Origin of the sequence: Streptomyces flavidovirens DSM 40150 (assembly GCF_000429085.1) — a bacterium.
GTDB classification, from domain to species: domain Bacteria; phylum Actinomycetota; class Actinomycetes; order Streptomycetales; family Streptomycetaceae; genus Streptomyces; species Streptomyces flavidovirens.
Genome location: NZ_AUBE01000012.1, coordinates 123,241 through 141,460, shown reverse-complemented (window position 1 = coordinate 141,460; position 18,220 = coordinate 123,241). Strand labels below are relative to the sequence as shown.

Annotated in this window: 14 protein-coding genes; 4 read left to right on the top strand and 10 right to left on the bottom strand. The window is 69.5% G+C overall.

All coding sequences use genetic code 11. The features are described from left to right. Positions 1-5: 5 nt before the first annotated feature. The 3 genes from grpE to G412_RS35085 are packed head-to-tail and all read right to left on the bottom strand — an operon-like array spanning position 6 to position 2,987. A complete protein-coding gene (gene grpE, locus G412_RS0118330; protein WP_028813343.1) occupies positions 6-653 on the bottom strand; it encodes a nucleotide exchange factor GrpE in 648 nt (215 codons plus the stop codon). Continuing rightward, a complete protein-coding gene (gene dnaK, locus G412_RS0118325; protein WP_028813342.1) occupies positions 650-2,527 on the bottom strand; it encodes a molecular chaperone DnaK in 1,878 nt (625 codons plus the stop codon). Before dnaK ends, grpE begins: the two co-directional genes overlap by 4 nt. 10 nt (positions 2,528-2,537) lie before the next feature. After that, the gene (locus tag G412_RS35085; RefSeq protein WP_051338452.1) at positions 2,538-2,987 is read right to left on the bottom strand and encodes a J domain-containing protein; all 450 of its coding nucleotides are present in this window, start codon (positions 2,985-2,987) and stop codon (positions 2,538-2,540) included. 184 nt (positions 2,988-3,171) lie between these two features. On the opposite strand from G412_RS35085, the gene G412_RS35080 reads away from it, so the two are divergent. Next, positions 3,172-3,507, top strand: a complete 336-nt coding sequence (locus G412_RS35080) for an STAS domain-containing protein (protein ID WP_157839131.1) — start codon at positions 3,172-3,174, stop codon at positions 3,505-3,507. 8 nt (positions 3,508-3,515) lie between these two features. On the opposite strand, the gene G412_RS0118310 is transcribed toward G412_RS35080, so the two are convergent. From G412_RS0118310 to G412_RS0118295, 4 genes are all read right to left on the bottom strand, one after another. Further along, on the bottom strand, positions 3,516-4,019 hold the full coding sequence (locus tag G412_RS0118310) for an FBP domain-containing protein (RefSeq protein ID WP_028813341.1): 504 nt from the start codon (positions 4,017-4,019) through the stop codon (positions 3,516-3,518). 96 nt (positions 4,020-4,115) lie between these two features. Then, on the bottom strand, positions 4,116-5,405 hold the full coding sequence (locus tag G412_RS35075; protein WP_078607123.1) for a D-alanyl-D-alanine carboxypeptidase family protein: 1,290 nt from the start codon (positions 5,403-5,405) through the stop codon (positions 4,116-4,118). Between the two features lie 70 nt (positions 5,406-5,475). Next, on the bottom strand, positions 5,476-6,204 hold the full coding sequence (locus G412_RS0118300) for a polyamine aminopropyltransferase (protein WP_028813340.1): 729 nt from the start codon (positions 6,202-6,204) through the stop codon (positions 5,476-5,478). Between the two features lie 105 nt (positions 6,205-6,309). After that, entirely contained in the window at positions 6,310-7,995 is a 1,686-nt protein-coding gene (locus G412_RS0118295) for a ribonuclease J (RefSeq protein WP_028813339.1), read from the bottom strand. A gap of 402 nt (positions 7,996-8,397) precedes the next feature. On the opposite strand from G412_RS0118295, the gene G412_RS0118290 reads away from it, so the two are divergent. The 3 genes from G412_RS0118290 to G412_RS0118280 all read left to right on the top strand — a co-directional run bounded on the left by G412_RS0118290 (position 8,398) and on the right by G412_RS0118280 (position 11,224). Further along, complete coding sequence (locus G412_RS0118290; protein ID WP_028813338.1) at positions 8,398-9,582, top strand: globin domain-containing protein; 1,185 nt, start codon at positions 8,398-8,400, stop codon at positions 9,580-9,582. Next, on the top strand, positions 9,579-10,202 hold the full coding sequence (locus G412_RS0118285; protein ID WP_037649156.1) for a pyridoxamine 5'-phosphate oxidase family protein: 624 nt from the start codon (positions 9,579-9,581) through the stop codon (positions 10,200-10,202). Before G412_RS0118290 ends, G412_RS0118285 begins: the two co-directional genes overlap by 4 nt. A 143-nt stretch (positions 10,203-10,345) precedes the next feature. Further along, positions 10,346-11,224 carry a glycoside hydrolase family 19 protein gene (locus tag G412_RS0118280; RefSeq protein ID WP_037649153.1) on the top strand — a complete coding sequence of 293 codons (879 nt, stop codon included), beginning with the start codon at positions 10,346-10,348 and terminating at the stop codon, positions 11,222-11,224. Between the two features lie 97 nt (positions 11,225-11,321). Here G412_RS0118280 and G412_RS0118275 read toward each other — a convergent pair whose 3' ends face one another. From G412_RS0118275 to G412_RS0118265, 3 genes are read right to left on the bottom strand one after another with little or no spacing between them, the layout of a single operon-like run. After that, on the bottom strand, positions 11,322-11,711 hold the full coding sequence (locus G412_RS0118275) for an STAS domain-containing protein (protein ID WP_028813335.1): 390 nt from the start codon (positions 11,709-11,711) through the stop codon (positions 11,322-11,324). A 44-nt stretch (positions 11,712-11,755) separates the two neighbouring features. Further along, positions 11,756-14,071, bottom strand: a complete 2,316-nt coding sequence (locus G412_RS0118270) for a SpoIIE family protein phosphatase (protein ID WP_028813334.1) — start codon at positions 14,069-14,071, stop codon at positions 11,756-11,758. After that, positions 14,068-18,099, bottom strand: coding sequence for a HAMP domain-containing protein (locus tag G412_RS0118265; protein WP_078607121.1), 4,032 nt, complete (start codon positions 18,097-18,099; stop codon positions 14,068-14,070). The genes G412_RS0118270 and G412_RS0118265 overlap by 4 nt, the downstream gene beginning before the upstream one ends. Positions 18,100-18,220: the final 121 nt, after the last annotated feature.

Here is an 18,220-nt window from a genome sequence, read left to right as displayed (position 1 = left end):
CACCCTCACCCGTCCGTCCCTCCGGCTTCACGCAGGCCGGCCGGTGGTTCGGCGACCGCCACCTGGGCGGGCCGCAGGAGGTGGTCGCCGACCCGGTATCCGGGCCGCAGGATCTCGGTGCAGGTCGGGCGCTCGACCGCATCGGTGCAGCGGTACGAGATTGCCTCGTGCACGAACGGGTCGAAGGAGTCGCCCACTGTCCCGAACGACTCCAGACCCAGGGCCGCCAGCTCCGAACGCAGCTCCTCGGCGACGCGCTCGAAGCCGCCGGTCACCTCGCCCTGCCCGGCCGCCTCGGTGACCGCGTCGAGCACCGGCAGGAGCCTGCCGAGCACGTTGGCCACCGCGATCTCGCGGACCGCCAGCCGGTCACGGCGTACCCGCTTGCGATAGTTGTCGTACTCCGCCTTCAGCCGTTGCAGGTCGGCCGTGCGTTCCCGCAGTTCCGCGGCGGGCGACTCCTGGCGGGACGGCTGAGGCGCGTCGGCCCCGCCACGGCCGGCCGGCGCCCCGGCGGTTCGCCCGGTCCGCTCCTCCCGCCGGCCGGCACGGGCCGTAAACGTGGCCGGGGAGCCACCGCTCCGTCGCCCGTCCCGGACGATCTCCAGCGACGGCCCGCGACGGGGGCCGTCGCTGTCGGTCGGGCGGTTCATCCCGCGCCTCCCTGCTGCTTGTCGTCATCGACGATCTCCGCGTCCACGACTTCCTCTTCGCTCGCCGCGCGCGACCCGCTCTCGCCCGCGCCGCCCGTGGGCCCACCGGAACCCTGGGCCTGCGCCTGCGCATCGGCGTACATGGCCTGGCCGAGCTTCTGGGAGACGGCCGCGACCTTCTCCGTAGCCGTGCGGATCTCGGCGGTGTCCTGGCCCTTGAGCTTTTCCTTCAGCTCGCTGACGGCCGTCTCGACCTCGGTCCGCACGTCACCCGGAACCTTGTCCTCGTTGTCCTTGAGGAACTTCTCCGTCTGGTACACGAGCTGCTCGGCCTGGTTGCGCGTCTCAGCGGCCTCGCGGCGCCTGTGGTCCTCCTCCGCGTACTGCTCGGCGTCACGGACCATCCGCTCGATGTCGTCCTTCGGCAGCGCGGAACCACCGGTGACGGTCATCCGCTGCTCCTTGCCGGTGCCGAGGTCCTTGGCGGTCACATGCATGATGCCGTTGGCGTCGATGTCGAACGCGACCTCGATCTGCGGGACACCACGTGGAGCCGGCGGCAGGCCCGTCAGCTCGAACATGCCGAGCTTCTTGTTGTACGCCGCGATCTCGCGCTCGCCCTGGAAGACCTGGATCTGCACCGACGGCTGATTGTCCTCGGCCGTCGTGAAGACCTCGGAACGCTTCGTCGGGATCGTCGTGTTGCGCTCGATCAGCTTCGTCATGATGCCGCCCTTCGTCTCGATACCGAGCGACAGCGGCGTGACGTCGAGGAGCAGGACGTCCTTGACCTCACCCTTCAGGACACCGGCCTGCAGGGCGGCGCCGATGGCCACAACCTCGTCCGGGTTCACACCCTTGTGCGGGTCCTTGCCGGTGAGCTCCTTGACCAGCTCGGTCACCGCGGGCATACGGGTCGAGCCGCCAACGAGGATCACATGGTTGATGTCGGACAGCTTGATCTTCGCGTCCTTGACCGCGTTGTGGAACGGGGCCTTGCAGCGCTCCAGGAGATCGGCGGTCAGCTGCTGGAACTGCGAGCGCGTGAGCTTCTCGTCCAGGTGCAGCGGCCCCTCGGCCGACGCACTCAGGTAGGGCAGGTTGATGTTGGTCTCGGTCGCGGCCGACAGCTCGATCTTGGCCCGCTCGGCGGCCTCCCTCAGCCGCTGCGTGGCCATCTTGTCCTTGGAGAGATCGATGCCGTACGCGTTCTTGAACTGCTTGGCCAGGTGATCCACGATCCGCTGGTCCCAGTCGTCACCGCCCAGGTGCGTGTCGCCGTTGGTGGCCTTCACCTCGACCACACCCTCGCCGATCTCCAACAGCGACACGTCGAAGGTGCCACCACCGAGGTCGAACACGAGGATGGTCTGGTCGTTCTCCTTGTCCAGGCCGTAGGCGAGCGCCGCGGCCGTCGGCTCGTTGATGATCCGCAGCACCTTCAGGCCCGCGATCTCCCCGGCCTCCTTGGTCGCGGTGCGCTGGGAGTCGTTGAAGTACGCCGGAACGGTGATGACGGCGTCCGTCACGTCCTCGCCCAGGTACGCCTCCGCGTCGCGCTTGAGCTTCTGCAGTACGCGCGCGGAGATCTCCTGCGCGGTGTACCTTTTGCCGTCGATGTCCCCGCTGTCCGGGAAACGCCACTGCGCCTCGCCCATGTGGCGCTTGACCGACCGGGCGGTGCGCTCGATGTTGGTCACGGCCTGCCGTTTGGCGATCTCACCGACCAGCACATCGCCGCTCTTCGCGAAACCGACGACCGAAGGCGTGGTCCGGGCGCCCTCGGTGTTGGTGATGACCGTGGGCTCGCCACCCTCCAGCACACAGACCACGGAGTTCGTCGTACCAAGGTCAATACCTACTGCACGTGCCATTGCCTTCTCCTCACCCTGCGCTCCACTGCCACAGCAGGTACCGGTCGGCGGCCAGGTTCAGTCGCGGCGGGCGGGGCCCGTCGTACACCGGACGCACCCGGGTCGGGCCCGCCCACAGCGGCACGTCGCGACGGAACGGATCCGGGCGCGGCGTCACACGCACCGTGAGCGGGACCGTGACGCCGGCCGGGACATGGTGCCTCTCCGGCCGCCCCGGCCCGCCCAGACCCAGCCGGGAGTCGTACGCCGCACGGCGGACAGGATCGTGCAGGATGCCGTAGGCAACCACGACGTCGGCGAACCGGCTGTCCTGCGCCGGCCGGTCCGGATGGGCGTCGGGGTGCAGCGCGCGCACGAGCCTGCGGTACGCCGACGTGATCTGCCCGGCCGAAGCGGTCGGCTCCACACCGAGGACCGCGTAATGGTCGCGTCGGCCGCCGGACGACGTGGGCCCTGCCACTGCACTCACCTCCCCCGCTCTGACCTGCGGATATGGAGGAATCCTCTTCAAAAACCTGAATAAAACGCCCCGCCGCGCTTGTCAAGACATTCCATCCGCTGGACAGAATGTCCGGTCAAGGAGTTCCCTGGATGAAGCGCGTCCACCCCGTATGCCCTGCGCATCGCATCCCAAGGGGGCCGCCGTGAACGACACCCTCCAGGTCGGCGTCCACGCCACCGGGCCCGACAGCTGCCGGATCACCGTGGCGGGGGACCTCGACGTCGCGAGCGCGCCCGATCTCAGGGAAGCCGTCCAGGCAGCCGTGGCCCGTCACCGGCAGGTCCTGGTCGACTGCGGCGGCCTGACCTTCTGCGACTGCTCGGGGCTGAACGCGCTGCTGGCCGCCGCCCGCGTGGCCAAGGCCCACGGAACCGATCTGCGGCTGTGCGCCGTCCCGCGCGCGCTCGCCAGACTGCTGCGGCTGTCCCACACCCGAAGCACGTTCACGATCGAGCAGGAACAGGCCGACGCACGGTAGAGACCCGGCTAGCCCTGCGTCACCCTCGCCACGAAGGCGTCCAGATTGCCGAGCGTGCGGGCTATCCGCTCCTCCAGGCTCAGGCTCTCCTCGTAGCGGCCGCTGCGCAGCTTGGGCTGCCGCTTGCCCCGTACGTACAGGGAGCAGGCGAGGTCGGCGCAGACGTAGATGCCGACGGTGTTGCCCGCGCGGCCCCGCGCGCCCGCCAGGGGCGCCGCGAGAAGGGAGACGCCGGAAGAGGCGTGCCCGGTGAGGCAGAGCTGGCACAGGCTGGACTTCACGGCGCTGGTGCGGGCCGCGCCGGGCACCCGCAGGGTGATCCCGAGCGGCCCGTCCGGCCGCGCCAGGACGAGGTGCGCCCGCAGTGGTGCGCCCGGGTCGACCCAGCCGAGGAAGTCCAGGTCCTCCCAGGGCAGTTCGGCGAAGTCGAGGGGCAGTTTCAGGCGGGCCGCCTCGCCCTTGGTGCAGTTCACGAAGGACGAGCGGATGTGTTTCTCACTGAGGGCTTCCACAGGCGCCGACCGTACGGGTCACGCCCCGCGCCCGCATCCGATTAATCCGGCAGGACGCCCTGCTCACGGGCATCAGCACCCCTCGGGAACGGCGTCTCACGGTGGACCGGGTCGCGACGGAGGCCGGGGCGTACGCGGCCGGCCCCGCCGCGCCAGAGCCCGGACCGGCCCGAGAGCCGACGCGAACCGGCCCGCGTACGCCCGCCGACTGTGCCCGCCCCGCGTCCACACGATGACGCCCGCGGTGAGGCACGCCGCGCCGATGAGCGCGCCCAGCCAGGAATACGCGACGCCCGATCCGGGCTCCCCCCGGCGCAGCGCGGCGGCCTGCGCGGCCGGGACCGGCGCGGTCTGCGGGTCCTGGCGTACGGCGGGCGGCTTCAGCGACCCGACCGGGTGGACCCGTCCCACGGCGGCGAAACCCCAGTCGAGCAGGGAGCGGGCCTCCTCGTACACGGCGTGCCCACCGCCCCGCTGCGGGTTCATCACCGTCACCAGCAGGCGCCGGCCGTCACGCTCGGCGGCGGCGATCAGGGTGTGCCCCGCGCGGGAGGTGTAGCCGTTCTTCAGGCCGATGATGCCGGGGTACCGCCTCACCCCGTCGTTGCCGGTCAGCAGCCGGTTGGTGTTGCGGATCCGGAACGTCCACGTAGGGCTTCCATCGCGGCGCGTGGCACCGGGGAAGCGTGTATCGGCCGTCGCCGCGTACCGGGCGAACTGCGGATCCGCGAGACCGGACCGCCCGAAGACAGCCAGGTCGAACGCGGAGGAAACCTGGCCCGGAGCGTCGTAGCCGTCCGGGGAGACCACATGGGTGTCCAGTGCGCCCAGGGCACGCGCCTTGGCCTGCATCTGCGCCGCCGTGGCCTTCCAGCCCCCGTTCATCTTCGCCAGTACGTGCACGGCGTCGTTGCCGGAGCTGAGGAAAACCCCTCGCCACAGATCCGCGGTCCGGTACGTGTGTCCCGGAGACACCCCCACCACGCTGCTGCCCTCGCCCACCGCGGCGAGCTCGGTGTCGGTGACCGTATGCAGCGCCCGGCCGGAAAGGCGGGGGAGGGCGGTGAGGGCGAAGAGGGTTTTGATGGTGCTGGCCGGCGGCAGGCGCCGGTGCGCGTCGTGGGCGGCGAGCACGTCGCCCGTACCGACGTCCGCCACCAGCCACGACAGGGCGGACACCCCTCGCGGGAGGGCGGGCGCCCCGGGCTTGAGGCGCACGTGGGTGCCCGGCCGGTGCAGGAGGGCCTTGCTGACGGACGCGGGCCGCGGCGGCGGCAGCGGATCGTTGTGTACGGCGGCTGCGGCCGGTGGCTGCGGAAGGGCCAGGGTGACGAGAGTGAACACCGCACCGGAAAGAACCCCGCGAACAGTGGACCTGGTGATCATTGGACCAGCGTAAAAACGGACGGTGCCGCGCGCAGGGCCGGTGGGCCGACCGGACGCATCCGAATGGGGATCACGGGCCGCCGGTGTGACTCCTTGCCACATAGACGGTGTTGGACGAGGTTCCCCCTTGCAGGGGGTTGGGGAAATCGACGACGTGGGCTTCCGATCGCGCGAAGACTTCCGCGAGTACGGCGTTGAACTGTTCGTCCGGCGGATCGTTCGACCAGAGGGCGAAGACACCTCCGGGGTGCAGACGCCCCGCGAGCGCGCGCAGCCCGGCGGGCCGGTAGAGCGCCGCGTGGCGTGGGTGCAGGACATGGCGCGGCGAATGGTCGACGTCCAGCAGGATGGCGTGGAACCGGCGATCCGGCTGCTCGGGATCCAGGCCACGGGGATCGCCGGTCATCGCGAAGAAATCGCCGTGGATCAGACGGCAACGGGAGTCCGACGCCAGGCGGGCACCCAGCGGTACCAGTCCCCGCTCGTGCCAGTCGATGACTTCCCCGAGCGCGTCGATCACGATCAGCGAGCGCACGCGCGGGTCGTCGAGCGCCGCCCGGGCGGTGTATCCGAGACCGAGGCCGCCCACGGCGACGTCCAGTGCGGTGTCCGGCAACCCCGCCAGCCCGAGCCGGGTGAGCGCCTTCTCGCCCGCCGTGAAGAGGCTGGACATCAAGAACTCGTCACCGAGCTTCACCTCGTACACATCGGTGCCCGAAGCCGGATCGCGCCGGCGCCGCAGGCTGATCTCGCCCAGCGGTGTCGGGCGCCAGTCGAGCTCCTCGAAACGCGCACCCATCCATTCACCTTTCCGGGTCCTCGTGCCGGGCCGGGGCGCCCCGGCGTCGCCGTCCCGGCACCCGGCGCCGCCGGGCGAGGGCGCGACGCCGCCGGGGCTCCCGCGTCAGGCGTCGATGATGACCGGGATGATGAGCGGCTTGCGGCGGTGGGTCCGAAACGCCCAGGACGCCACGGCGCGGGCGATGAGCTGTTCGAGCTGGTGGGCGTCTCCGACGCCTTCCTCGGCCGCGGTGGCCAGGACCTTTTCGATCACCGGGATGACCGGCTCGAAGGTGGCGTCGTCATGGACGAAGCCGCGGGCCAGGAAGTCGGGGGTCTCGGCGAGTGCTCCCGTGTCGGCGTCGACGATCGCGACGACGGTGACGACACCTTCCTCCGCCAGGGTGAGGCGGTCCTTGAGGGACGCCTCCGTCGCGCCACCGACCGTCATGCCGTCCACGTAGACATAACCGGCCGGCACCTTGCCCGTGATGGAGGCGCGCCCCTTGACGAGGTCGACGACGACGCCGTCCTCGGCGATGACCACGCGGTCGGGGTCGACCCCGGTACTGATGGCCAGGTCACCGTTGGCCCGCAGGTGGCGCCACTCGCCATGCACGGGCATGACGTGCCGGGGCTTGACGATGTTGTAGCAGTAGACAAGTTCACCGGCGCTGGCGTGACCGGAGACGTGCACCTTGGCGTTGCCCTTGTGGACCACATGGGCACCCCACCGGGTCAGCCCGTTGATCACCCGGTAGATGGCGTTCTCATTGCCCGGAATCAGGGAGCTGGCGAGCAGTACGGTGTCGCCCTTCCCGATGCGGATCATGTGATCACGGTTGGCCATCCGCGACAGCGCGGCCATCGGCTCCCCCTGGGAACCGGTGCACACCAAGGTGATCTTGCTGTCCGGAAGCTTCTCCAGTTCCCGCAGGCTCACGATCAGTCCGGACGGGACCTTCAGGTAACCCAGCTCGCGGGCGATGCCCATGTTGCGGACCATCGACCGGCCCACGAAGGCGACCTTGCGGCCGTGCTGGTGAGCCGCGTCCAGCACCTGCTGGATGCGGTGCACGTGGCTGGCGAAGCTGGAGACGATGACCCGCCGCGGCGCGGTGCGCATGACCTGCTCGATCGCGGGGTTCAGATCGCGCTCGGAGGTGGTGAAGCCGGGGACCTCGGCGTTGGTCGAGTCGGTGAGGAACAGGTCCACACCCTCCTCACCGAGCCGGGCGAAAGCGCGCAGGTCGGTGATCCGCTCGTCCAGCGGGAACTGGTCCATCTTGAAGTCACCGGTGTGCAGCACCATGCCGGCACCCGTGCGGATCGCGATCGCGAGGCTGTCCGGGATGGAGTGGTTGACCGCCACGAACTCGCAGTCGAAGGGGCCGAGCTTGCGCCGGTCGCCCTCGCGTACCCGTACGGTGCGCGGCCTGATGCCGTGCTCCTTGAGCTTGGCTTCGAGGAAGGCCAGTGTCAGCTTCGAGCCGACGACAGGAATGTCCGACCGCTCGCGCAGCAGGTACGGAACGCCGCCGATGTGGTCTTCGTGGCCGTGGGTCAGCACGATGCCCACGACATCGTCCAGGCGGTCCCGGATCGACGTGAAGTCGGGGAGGATCACGTCCACCCCCGGCTGGGTCTCCTCGGGGAACAATACGCCGCAGTCGACGATGAGCAGTTTGCCCGCGTACTCAAAGACGGTCATGTTGCGGCCGATCTCCCCGAGGCCGCCGAGGGCGACGACCCTCAGCCCTCCGTCGGGCAGGGGAGGAGCGGCTTTCAGTTCGGGATGCGGATGGCTCATAACTTGTGACGTTACCGGAGGCTCCGCCGCAGATCCTTTACGGGTTCACCCAGCAGGTTCAGCGAGGCCCCAAACGTTCGGATATGTCGCCCATGCGGCACATGACGCGGCATACAGCCGGCGCCAGACGACCACCACAACCCTACGCATACGCATACGGGGCACCTGAGTATTCTCGCCGGACCCGGGGGAAGGAGTTGTCACACAGTGCGGTAACCGCTGCCGCTCAGGAAAGGGCCTGTCCATACCACGCGCTCGGCCCGAACCACTACATCCATGCCCCGGTCACGACAGAGGCCGGGCCCTTCTGCGATTGCGACAAGTTCCTTGCGTGCACGTTCGATGCCACCGGAGAGGTCCTCAGCGGACTCGCCCACTTCCACGGACGCCTCAGCCCCCGGAATGGCGCCCGCACCGCTGACCGCCCGCGAAATCTCGCTCGTACGCGCCGGTCTGGCGGTAGTCGAACCACACGCAGCGGACCTGACCGTCTACTTCTACACCATTCTCTTCGCCCGTTACCCGCAGGTAAGAGAACTCTTCCCGGACAACATGGACGGACAGCGCGACAGGCTGCTGCGCGGCCTCCTGCGCATCGTCGACCTGGTGGACGATCCGGAAAATCTCGTACGTTTCTGCACCCTTCTGGGCCGCGACCACCGGAAGTTCGGGGCACTCGAAGCTCATTACCCCGCCGTCGGCGAGTGCCTTCTGGCCTCCCTGGCCCGCTACGCCGGCGCCGCGTGGACCCCGGACGTCGAAGCCGCCTGGACCCGCGCCTACACCACCGCGGCGCGGGTGATGATCCTGGCGGCCGCGGACGACACCCGCCTGCGCCCCGCGACCTGGGCGGCGCAAATAGTCCGGCACCAGCACCGGGGTCACGGCATCGCCGAGATCACGGTTCAGCCGGATGTTCCCTATGCGTACGAGGCAGGCCAGTACGTGAGCATGCAGACGCCCTGGCATCGCAAGGCCTGGCGCCAGTACTCACCCGCCAACGCCCCCCGCGCGGACTCCACGCTCACCTTCCACATCCGTGCCGTGCCCGGCGGCCGGGTCAGCAACGCCCTGGTCCATCGTGCTGCCGTCGGCGACATCGTCACGCTGGGACCGCCACAGGGCGGCATGACGCTGGCCGCCGCCGGCGACCGCGACCTGGTCTGCGTCGCGGGCGGGACCGGACTCGCGCCGATCCGCGCCCTCCTGGAGGAGGCGGCCCTCAGCGACATGCGGCGTTACGTCGACCTCTTCGTGGGCGCTCGCACCGCGGAGGAGCTCTATGGGCTGGACGACATGCTGCGGATGGCCCAGCGCCACTACTGGCTCTCCGTACGAGCCGCCGTCTCGCATCAGCACATCCCCGGCCGCGAGGGCACCCTGCCGCAGGTGTTGCGCGAGTTCGGGCCTTGGGGGCAGCATGAGGCCTTCTTGTGCGGGCCGCCCGGCATGGTCACCGCGGCCGCCCGGATCCTGCGCAACGACGGGGTGCCGGCGGCCCGCATTCACCACGACCCGCTGAGCGATCCCGTCCTGACCGCACCCCTCGCACCTTCCCGACACCAGCCCGAGAGCGAATCACTGTGAACAGCCACGACGCCGCGCCCTCCCGCGGGGAGCGCATCCTGCAAGACCTTCTCGGCACCGCGGACCGCGCCGACGCCTTCTACGACCGACAGGTCCGACCGCATCTCACCGAGGCCATGCGGGAGTTCATCAGCCGTCAGTCGATGGTCTTCCTTTCCACAGCGGACGCCCGCGGACACTGCGACGCCAGCTTCCGGGCCGGCCCGCCCGGATTCGTGACGGTCCTGGACGATCGCACCCTCGCCTACCCCGAGTACCGGGGGAACGGCGTCATGGCCAGCGCCGGCAACATCACAGAGAACCCTCATGCGGGGCTGCTGTTCGTGGACTTCACCCAGCACCACATCGGACTGCACATCAACGGATCGGCCGAACTGCTGGGCGAGCGGGAACTCCGGGCAGCCCACCCCGCCATACCGGTCGACACGGCTCCGGGACGGCAGCCCGAATTCTGGGTCCACATCACCGTCGTCGAGGCCTACATCCACTGTTCCAAGCACATACCCCACCTTGAACCGGCCCGCCGCCCCCAGGGCGCCGCTCTCAAACGCCCCAAGGACGCCGACTACTTCACCGCTTCGCCGGAACACCTCACACAGTGCTCCACGAGCCGGGCCTGATTCATTGGTCTATACCTTGACTTGATCATGACATCGCGCTTGAGTGTGGCCCAAGCCCCACGCGGCCGCACCCGGAGCTCAACGGCGTCCTCCGGCAGGGCTGTTGCGCTCAAAGGAGTGATCGAGTGCTGAGAACACACCTCATGGCCCTGCTGGCGGCGTTCCTCGTCGCCACAGGTCTCATCGTGACGCTGACGCCGTCCGCGTCCGCCGCGCCCGCGGCGACCGTCTGCGACACCGCGCCGAACTGGCAGCAAGGTGCCTCCTACCGGACTGGCAACGTTGTCAGATACAACGGCGCCTATTACATAGCCGAGCACGACAATCCGGGTTACGACCCGACCGTCAGCACCTGGTACTGGGATCCGTACACCTGCGGCGGCACCCCGTCCCCGTCCCCGTCCGGCTTCGTGGTCAGCGAGTCGCAGTTCAACCAGATGTTCCCGAACAGGAACTCCTTCTACTCCTACAGCGGCCTCACTGCGGCCCTGAGCGCCTACCCGGCCTTCGCGAACACCGGCGGCGACACGGTGAAGAAGCAGGAGGCCGCGGCCTTCCTCGCGAACGTCAGCCACGAGACCGGCGGACTGGTCCACATCGTGGAGCAGAACCAGGCCAACTACCCGCACTACTGCGACTGGAGCCGGCCCTACGGCTGCCCGGCCGGTCAGGCGGCGTACTACGGGCGCGGTCCCATCCAGCTCAGCTGGAACTTCAACTACAAGGCCGCGGGCGACGCTCTCGGCATCGACCTGCTCAACAACCCGTGGCGTGTCCAGAACGAGGCCGCCGTGGCCTGGAAGACGGGCCTTTGGTACTGGAACACCCAGAACGGCCCCGGCACGATGACCGGGCACAACGCCATGGTCAACCAGGCCGGCTTCGGCCACACCATCCGCTCGATCAACGGCTCGCTGGAGTGCGACGGAAAGAACCCGGCGCAGGTCCAGAGCCGCGTCAGCACGTACCAGCAGTTCACCCAGATCCTGGGCGTCCCCACCGGTTCGAACCTCTACTGCTGAGACCGGACGGCCCCTGAACGGGCCGCGGACCGGGGAGACACCGTCCTCCGGTCCGCGGCCGCACCACGCGCGCGGCCGGCGCCCGACGCGTACGGACCTACGACGCTTCCCCCGCGGAGGCCGAAGCGGAGCTCGCGGCCTTCAGGGCGTCGTCGACACTCGAATGGATCGGCGAGGCCGCACTCATGCCCGTGATCTCCAGGAGCCGGTGGACCGTGGGGGTGGCGGCGGCGAGGTACAGATTTCCGTTGGCCTGACGCGTCTCGCGTGTTGCCTTGATGACGGTGTTGAGCCCCGACGAGTCCATGAACTCCAGGCCGGAAAGGTCGAGTACGAGGTGAAGGCGCCCGTGATGGATCTGATTGGCCAAATGCGTGTGCAGCAGCGTCGCGGTGTCGAGGTCCAGCTCGCCACCCACCGCGACGACCGCCGTGTCCGCATCGTGGATCGTGACTTCGACGTTCAGGTTTTCAGGCTCTGGGGACATGTTTCCTGCCTTGTACATGTGAAGTGACAATAAAGGGTCTGAAGTTATCTCAAGTGCACGCCGATCAGGCACGTGTCGTCATCGGTGTCCGAACGGCTGTGCGTCAGCAGCCGGTCCAGGTATTTGTCGAGTTCGGGGGCCGGCTCCTGGGCGATGGACAAAAGGTGTTCCAGTGACTGCTGCACCGAGAGGTCGCGACGCTCGATCAGCCCGTCGGTGTACATGAGCAGCCGGTCGTCGGCTTCCAGCGTGACGAGGTGTTCCTCGTACGGCGCCTCCGGCATGGCCCCGAGCAGGATGCCGCCCGGCAGCGGCAGGGCGGTGGCCTCGCCGCCGCGGACCAGAACGGGCGGCGGGTGCCCCGCGCGTGCCCAGCGCAACTGCCGCGTTTCGGGGTCGTAGACGCCGCAGATCGCCGTCGCGGTCACCTGGTCGGTCAGGTGATGCGCCACGGAGTTCAGCCAGCCGAGCAGTTGCGCCGGTCCGGCCCCGGTCGCGGCGAGGCCCCGCAGGGCGTTGCGCAGTACGACCATGCCGGTCGCCGCCTTGATGCCGTGCCCGGCGACATCGCCCACCGCCAGCATCACCTTGTTCGAGGGCAGCACGACCGCGTCGTACCAGTCGCCTCCCACCAGGTGGCCCTCCTCGGCCGGCCGGTACCGCACGGCGACGCGCAGTCCGGCCGTGTCGACCGCCGGGGGAGAGGGCGGCATGATCGCCTGCTGGAGCTGCAGGGCGAGCCGGTTGCGTTCGGCGGACTGCTGCTCGGAGTCGGCGAGCCGGTCGCGGGTGGCGGCCAGGGCGACCTCGGTCCAGTGCTGCGAGGACACGTCCTGATAGGCGCCGCGGACGGCGACCAGTTGCCCGGCGGGTCCGGTGACGGGTTCGGCGACGATACGGATGTGACGCACCACGCCGTCCGCTCGCTGCAGCCGGAACGCGGTGGAGGCGGAGTGACGGTGATGCAGCAGCGTGCGCAGGAAACGGCCGATGGCCACCGAGTCGTCCGGGTGGGCGTGCCGGTGCAGCCGTTCGAGCGGGACGGGGGAGGAGGTGGGCGGCAGCCCGAAGAGGGAGAACAGCTGGCTGTTCCATATGACCTGGCGGCTGACGACGCTCTCCTCGAAGCCGCCGATACGGCCCAGCCGCTGCGCGTGCTGGAGGAGTTCGGCCAGCCTCACCGTTTCGCTCTCGACCCGCCAGGTCAGCAGAACACTGTCGCCGAACCGGGCCATGCCCACCGAGGCGACCGTGCTGAGCGGTACGTCGTCCACCAGCGCACCGAGGGCCATCCGCTCGGAGCGGAACGGTTCTCCCGTGGCGTGGACCCGCTGGACATGTTCGTACAGGCCACCCTCGCGGGCGGTCAGCGGGTACGCCTCCAGGAGACTCATGCCGGTGACCGCGCTGCGAGGGCGGCCGGCGAGGTCGGTGAAGTAGGCGTTCGTATGGGCGATGCGGAAGTCCGACACGGCGTCGTGGGCGTCGATCAGCGGCCGCAGTACCAGCGCGGGATCGAGAAGCCCGTCGGCGAGATCGCCCAGCGCGTTCATGGCGTCGTCGGGGTGGCTGTCCGTGTTGTGTCCGCCGAGGTCCGCGCCCGGCAGGGTGTGCGCGCACAAGTCGGCCAGCGCGTCGAGCTGCCGGGTGGTGGCGGGGGTGAGCGGCGGCTGCGGATGCGGCCAGCACACTTCCAGCACGCCGAGGATGCGGCCGGCGCTCTCCGCGGGCAGCACCGCACGGGCCCCGCCGCCGCGCTGTCCGATGCCGAGCGCGCCGGCGGGCAGACTGCCGTACCACCGCGGCTTGCGCTCGGTCAGCACCCGCTGCGCGAGGGTGCCGACGCCGGGCGGGACGTACCTCCACCGTTCTGCCTCCCCGCGCGGGAACCCGGCGTGGCCCGCGAGGACCAGCGCCCCGTCCTGCCCGGCCGCCCACAGGGCCAGCGAATCGGCGCCGAGCGGGGCGAGCGCCTGGTCGAGCAGTGCCTCCGCCGCGGACTGCGCATCGCTGGACAGGGAGCCGGCTTCCGCGGCCCGCAGCCGCAGCACCGGCCCCGGAGCGCCGTGCGGGCCCCCGTTCGCCGTGGCCGGTGGAGTGATGTCGGTGACGGCGTCGCCGGACGCCGCGTTGACGACGTCGGCCGCCAGTTCCAGGAGCGGTACGCGGGCTGCCTCCGCCAGGGACTCCAGGTGCTGGGCGGCCTCCGTCGGGCCGCCGTGACCGCGCTCGACCAGGATGCCGGTGGCGATCCCGATCAGGGCGCGGGCGTCGGTGGACTCCTGCGCGACGGCGAGATCGCTGCGCAACTGCTCGACGGTGGCGGCGAGCGCGTCGAGCCGCTGGTTGCCCCCGGTCACCGATTCAGCCAGCGGATCATGCAGGCCACGAGCACGTCCGCGTCGACCGGCTTGGTGATGTAGTCGCTGGCCCCGGCGGCCAGGCTCTTCTCGCGGTCGCCCTCCATGGCCTTGGCCGTTACGGCGATGATCGGCAGATCCGCGTACTCGGGCATGGCACGGATCGCGGCTGTCGCGGCGTAACCGTCCATCTCGGGCATCATCACGTCCATGAGGACCAGCTCGATGTGATCGTGCCGGGCGAGAACTTCCAGTCCCTTCCGGCCGTTGTCGGCGTGCAGAACCTCCATGCCGTGCGTCTCCAGGATCCCGGTCAGGGCGTAGACATTGCGGGCGTCGTCGTCGACGACCAGGACCACCCGCCCCGACAGCTGGCCGCCAGGTTCCTCGTACTGCCCCGATCGGGCGGCCGCATGCGCCTCGGAATCCGCCGACCGCGCCAGCGGCAGCACGTCGGACGGCCGCTCGGCCGTCAGATGCAGCGCGATGCGCTCACGCAGCTCGTCGAGACTGGGCAGCAGTTCGAGCGGCTTCGTCCGGGCGAGTTCGTGCAGCCGGCGTTCCTGCTGCTGGTCCAGGCGGCGCGTGTGGTGGGCGAGCACCGGCACCTGGCGCAGGGCCGGGTCACCGTTCAGTGCCTCCAGCAGGTGCATGGCGGCGCCGCCGGGCATGTCCAGACCCAGCACGACACAGTGGCACGGCTCCGCGGCGAGGGCGGCGGCAGCCTCCTCCGGGCCCACGGCGGTGCGCAGCCGCACCGGTCCGCGGGCATCGCCGAGGCTGTTCTCGGCCAGTTCGGCGACGGCGCTCTCGGCGACCAGGGAGAGGAGGCCGCGCGGTCTGTCCTCTATGACGAGCAGGTGGCGCTGTGCGGGAATGAGGTGGGGCGCGGACAGCGCCGGCTGCTGCCGCGCGTCCACGTCCCCGGACGCCGGCTCGCGCTCCTCGAACCGTGCCACCGGAAGGAGAAGGGTGAACGTGCTGCCCTCGCCCAGGGTGCTGCTCGCCTGAATGGCTCCGCCGAGAAGGTGCGCGATCTCCCGGCTGATGGACAGCCCCAGACCAGTACCGCCGTACTTGCGGCTGGTGGTGCCGTCCGCCTGCTGGAAGGCCCCGAAGATCGCTTCGAGCTGCGGCTCGGCGATGCCGATGCCGGTGTCCAGGACGCGGATGGACAGCGCCGGACCGTGCTCGCGTACCCGCGCGGGCAGGTCCGACTCGGCCGCGGGAGCGATCCGCAGTTCGACGGCTCCCTCTTCGGTGAACTTGACCGCGTTGGACAGCAGATTGCGCAGGATCTGCCGCAGCCGGGAGTCGTCGGTGATCAGGTCGGTGGGGACGCCGGGAGCGACGCTGATACGGAAGTCGAGCCCCTTCTGCGCGGTCATCGGCCGGAAGGTCGCCTCCACGTAGTCCAGCAGACGGCGCAGCGGCACGCGTTCGGGACTGACGTCCATCTTCCCCGCCTCGACCTTCGACAGGTCGAGGATGTCGTTGATGAGCTGGAGAAGGTCCGAACCGGCCGAGTGGATGATGCCGGCGTACTCCACCTGCTTGGGCGTGAGGTTCCGGGTGGGATTCTGCGACAGGAGCTGGGCCAGGATCAGCAGGCTGTTGAGGGGGGTACGCAGCTCGTGGCTCATGTTGGCCAGGAACTCCGACTTGTACTTGGAGGCCAGCGACAACTGCCGGGCGCGCTCCTCCAGTTCCTGGCGTGCCTGCTCGATCTCCAGGTTCTTGGTCTCGATGTCCTTGTTCTGCGACGCGAGGAGGGCGGCCTTCTCCTCCAGCTCCGCGTTGGAGTTCTGCAACTCCTCCTGGCGCACCTGGAGTTCCCCGGACCGGGCCTGGAGCTCGGCGGCCAGGCGCTGCGACTCGCCGAGCAGCTCGTCGGTACGGGCGTTCGCCACGATGGTGTTGACGTTGACCCCGACCGTCTCCATCAACTGGTCCAGGAAGGCGCGGTGCACCTCGGTGAAAGCGGTGACCGAGGCCAGTTCGATCACGCCGAGCACCTGCTCCTCGACCACGATGGGCAGCACGATCAGACTGGAGGGGGTGGTGGACCCCAGCCCCGAGGAGATCGTGATGTAACCGGCCGGCAGCTCGTCGATCGCGATCGTACGGCGACTGCGCGCCGCCTGCCCCACCAGGGACTGGCCGAACCGGAAGCGCACCGGACGCTCAGGGTCCGAGGTGTCGTCCGGGTGACCGTACGAGCCGATGAGCTCCAGCTCACTGACTCCGCCGTGGTCCTGCGCCAGGTAGAAGCCGCCGTACTGCGCGCCGACGAGCGGGGTCAGTTCGTCCATGATGAGCTCGGCCACGACCTTGAGGTCGCGTCGGCCCTGCATCAGCCCGGACATGCGCGCCAGGTTGGTCTTGAGCCAGTCCTGTTCCTGGTTGGCGCGGGTGGTTTCGCGCAGCGACTCCACCATGGAGTTGATGTTGTCCTTGAGTTCGGAGACCTCACCGGACGCGTCCACCGTGATGGAACGGGTGAGGTCGCCCTCGGCCACGGCGCCGGTGACCTCCGCGATGGCGCGCACCTGTCTGGTGAGGTTGCCCGCCAGTTCGTTGACGTTCTCCGTCAGCCGCTTCCACGTACCGGAAACGCCTTCGACCTCGGCCTGACCGCCCAGGCGGCCCTCGCTGCCGACCTCGCGGGCCACCCTGGTGACCTCGGCGGCGAAGGAGGAGAGCTGGTCGACCATGGTGTTGATGGTCGTCTTGAGTTCGAGGATCTCCCCGCGAGCGTCCACGTCGATCTTGCGGGTGAGGTCGCCCTGGGCCACGGCGGTGGTCACCTGCGCGATGTTGCGGACCTGGTCGGTGAGGTTGTTCGCCATGGAGTTGACGTTCTCGGTCAGGTCCTTCCAGGTGCCCGCCACGTTCGGCACCTGCGCCTGGCCGCCGAGGATGCCCTCGGTACCGACCTCGCGGGCCACCCGCGTCACCTCGTCCGCGAAGGCGGAGAGCGTGGTGACCATCGTGTTGATCACCCCGGCGAGCGCGGCGACCTCGCCCTTCGCCTCGACAGTGATCTTCTGGGAGAGGTCGCCGCGGGCCACGGCCGTGGCGACCTGGGCGATGGACCGCACCTGGCTCGTGAGGTTGGACGCCATGACGTTGACGTTGTCGGTGAGGTCCTTCCAGGTGCCCGAGACGCCGCGCACGGTGGCCTGGCCGCCCAGGTTGCCTTCGGTGCCGACCTCGCGGGCCACCCGCGTCACCTCGTCGGCGAACGCGGAGAGCTGGTCGACCATCGTGTTGATGGTCTCCTTCAGCTCCAGAATCTCCCCGCGCGCGTCCACCCGGATCTTCTGGGACAGGTCACCCTGGGCGACAGCGGTCGTGACCTGGGCGATGGACCGCACCTGTGCGGTCAGGTTGTCGCCCATCACGTTCACGGACTCCGTGAGGTCCTTCCACGTGCCCGAGACGCCCTTGACGTCCGCCTGGCCACCGAGGCGTCCCTCGGTGCCGACCTCGCGGGCCACCCTGGTGACCTCGGCGGCGAAGGAGGAGAGCTGGTCGACCATGGTGTTGATGGTCGTCTTGAGTTCGAGGATCTCCCCGCGCGCGTCCACGTCGATCTTGCGGGTGAGGTCGCCCTGCGCCACCGCGGTCGCGACCTGGGCGATCGACCGGACCTGTGCGGTGAGGTTGCCGGCCATGAAGTTCACGGAATCGGTCAGATCCCGCCAGGTTCCGCCCACTCCGGGGACCTGCGCCTGGCCGCCCAGCCTGCCGTCGGTGCCGACCTCGCGGGCCACCCGCGTCACCTCGAAGGTGAACAGCGACAACTGGTCGACCATGCCGTTGAAGACCGTGGCGATCTCACCGAGGAGTCCGTCACTGTCGGCGGGCAGCCGCGTACCGAAGTCACCGTCGCGCACGGCGGTGAGCCCGGCGAGGAGCTGCCGCAGCTCCGGCTCCCCGACGGCGCCCGCCGCGGTGCCCTTGCCCTTCTCGGCGTCACGCACACGCACCGTGGCACGCTTCTCCGGCCTCTGGCCCACAGTCATCCTGATTCCCGCCCCTCGTTCTGCAAGCCCGCGCGGACCGGCCCATACTGCCACAGTTGCCTTCCGGCAAGCATTCTCGCGCGTTACCGCTCCGTAGTGGGCTTTTGTGCTCCGGCGCGAT

What these genes read in the sequence shown, in the direction of transcription:
- grpE (WP_028813343.1), bottom strand. Translation starts at nt 653, where the DNA reads ATGAACCGCCCGACCGACAGCGACGGCCCCCGTCGCGGGCCGTCGCTG.
- dnaK (WP_028813342.1), bottom strand. Translation starts at nt 2,527, where the DNA reads ATGGCACGTGCAGTAGGTATTGACCTTGGTACGACGAACTCCGTGGTC.
- G412_RS35075 (WP_078607123.1), bottom strand. Translation starts at nt 5,405, where the DNA reads ATGATCACCAGGTCCACTGTTCGCGGGGTTCTTTCCGGTGCGGTGTTC.
- G412_RS0118300 (WP_028813340.1), bottom strand. Translation starts at nt 6,204, where the DNA reads ATGGGTGCGCGTTTCGAGGAGCTCGACTGGCGCCCGACACCGCTGGGC.
- G412_RS0118295 (WP_028813339.1), bottom strand. Translation starts at nt 7,995, where the DNA reads ATGAGCCATCCGCATCCCGAACTGAAAGCCGCTCCTCCCCTGCCCGAC.
- G412_RS0118290 (WP_028813338.1), top strand. Translation starts at nt 8,398, where the DNA reads ATGGCGCCCGCACCGCTGACCGCCCGCGAAATCTCGCTCGTACGCGCC.
- G412_RS0118280 (WP_037649153.1), top strand. Translation starts at nt 10,346, where the DNA reads ATGGCCCTGCTGGCGGCGTTCCTCGTCGCCACAGGTCTCATCGTGACG.
- G412_RS0118275 (WP_028813335.1), bottom strand. Translation starts at nt 11,711, where the DNA reads ATGTCCCCAGAGCCTGAAAACCTGAACGTCGAAGTCACGATCCACGAT.
- G412_RS0118265 (WP_078607121.1), bottom strand. Translation starts at nt 18,099, where the DNA reads ATGACTGTGGGCCAGAGGCCGGAGAAGCGTGCCACGGTGCGTGTGCGT.